Source organism: Streptomyces carpinensis, from assembly GCF_002154505.1.
Classification (GTDB): Bacteria; Actinomycetota; Actinomycetes; order Streptomycetales; family Streptomycetaceae; genus Streptomyces; species Streptomyces carpinensis.
In genome coordinates this window covers 192-2,151 of record NZ_MUBM01000376.1, presented here as the reverse complement: position 1 = coordinate 2,151, position 1,960 = coordinate 192, and the positions used below count along the sequence as shown (strand labels likewise).

Here is a 1,960-nt window from a genome sequence, read left to right as displayed (position 1 = left end):
GCGGTGGGCGGTTCGGGGGCGCGGGTGCGCAGCTCGCTGGGGGAGAGTGCGTACACCTCGCGGACGGTGTCGTTGAAGGCGCGGATCGAGGAGAATCCGGCGGCGAAGGCGATCTCCGCCATCGGCAGGGCGGTGGTCTCGATCAGCAGCCGGGCGGTCTGGGCGCGCTGGGCGCGGGCGAGCGCGAGGGGGCCGGCGCCGAGTTCCGCGAGGAGCTGACGCTCGACCTGGCGGCTGCTGTAGCCGAGGCGGGCGGCGAGTCCGGGCACGCCCTCGCGGTCGACGACCCCGTCGGCGATCAGCCGCATGGCGCGGGCCACGAGGTCGGCGCGCTGGTTCCACTCCGGCGAGCCGGGGCTCGTGTCGGGCCGGCAGCGCTTGCAGGCCCGGAACCCGGCCTGCTGGCAGGCGGCGGCGCTCGGGTGGAAGGTCATGTTCTCCGGCTTGGGCGGCACCGCCGGGCAGCTGGGCCGGCAGTAGATGCCGGTCGTCAGGACGGCCGTGAAGAACCATCCGTCGAACCGTGCGTCCTTGGACTGGACGGCGCGTACGCAGCGCTCCCGATCGGTGTGCATCCCGTTCTGCATGCGTCCAGCATCGGGCACGGGACGCGCCGGGGCTGGCGGGAATCCGACATCGACGTGGGGTGTGCTGGAGAAGTGCGGATCACCTCGCGCCGGTGGGCCCGGCACCGCGACGGATCCTCAGTCGACCTGCGCGGCGAACGCCTCGTAGGCCCGTTCGTCGAAGAGGACGAACCTCACCTCCTCGACGTCGGTGTCCGTCTCCCGCACCGCCTGTACGGCGATGCGTGCGGCGTCGTCGAGCGGCCAGCCGTAGGCGCCGGTGGAGACAGCCGGGAACGCGACCGTGCGGGCCCCGAGCTCGTCGGCGACGCGCAGGCACTCGCGGTAGCAGGAGGCCAGGAGCGACGGGTCGCCGCCGGGTGCCCGGTACACCGGGCCGACCGTGTGGATCACCCAGCGGGCGGCCAGCTCGCCCGCCGTCGTGGCGACGGCCCGGCCGGTGGGCAGGCCTCTGCCGTAGCGCGAGGCACGCAGGGCGCGGCACTCCTCGAGGATCGCGGGACCGCCGCGGCGGTGGATCGCGCCGTCGACGCCTCCGCCGCCCAGCAGCGAGGAGTTGGCGGCGTTGACGATGGCGTCGGCGTTCTGCCGGGTGATGTCGCCCTGGGCGAGGGTGATGGTGGGGGTCATCGCTGCCGCAGCCTCCTCCAGACGGCCTTCGCCGCGTTGTGCCCCGACATGCCGTGCACGCCGGGACCCGGCGGTGTGGCCGACGAGCAGATGAAGACGGCCGGGTGGGGAGTGTGGTACGGGAACAGGGACAGTTTGGGCCGCAGCATGATCTGGAGGCCGGACACCGCGCCGGAGGCGATGTCGCCGCCGACGTAGTTGGCGTTGCGGGCGGCCACCTCGGCGGGGCCGGCGGTGGCGCGGGCCAGGACGCGGTCGCGGAAGCCGGGGGCGAAGCGCTCCAGCTGGCGTTCTATGGCGTCCGTGAGGTCGCCCTCCCAGCTGTTCGGCACATGGCCGTACGCCCAGAAGACGTGCTTGCCCTCCGGGGCGCGGGTCGGGTCGGCCACGCTGGGCTGCACGGTGATGAGGAACGGTCTGTCGGGGGCGCGGCCCTCGCGGGACGCGGCGCGCAGGGCCGTGCCGATCTCGGCCTGGCTCGCGCCGATCTGCACCGTGCCCGCCACGCGGGCCTCGGGGGCGGTCCACGGGACCGGGCCGTCCAGGGCGTAGTCGATCTTGAAGACGCCGGGGCCGTACCGGTACCCGTCGTAGTAGCGGCCCAGGCCGGCGATGCGGGCGAGCGCGGTCGGCGAGGTGTCGAAGACGTACGCCCGTGCGGGCGGCAGGTCGTCCAGGCGCTTGACCTCGTAGTCGGTGTGCACGGCGCCGCCGAGGTCCTTGAGGTAGGCGGCGAGGGCGTC

Annotated in this window: 3 protein-coding genes; all 3 read right to left on the bottom strand. The window is 74.1% G+C overall.

The features are described from left to right. On the bottom strand, window positions 1-587 hold a 587-nt coding region (locus BZY54_RS39200), incomplete at its 3' end, for a bifunctional transcriptional activator/DNA repair enzyme AdaA (protein ID WP_279634744.1). Between the two features lie 117 nt (window positions 588-704). After that, window positions 705-1,217, bottom strand: coding sequence for an O-acetyl-ADP-ribose deacetylase (locus BZY54_RS39195; RefSeq protein WP_086730126.1), 513 nt, complete (start codon window positions 1,215-1,217; stop codon window positions 705-707). After that, window positions 1,214-1,960, bottom strand: a 747-nt coding sequence (locus BZY54_RS39190; protein ID WP_244217552.1) for a phytoene desaturase family protein, incomplete at its 5' end; no start/stop codon positions are given. The genes BZY54_RS39195 and BZY54_RS39190, both read right to left, overlap by 4 nt.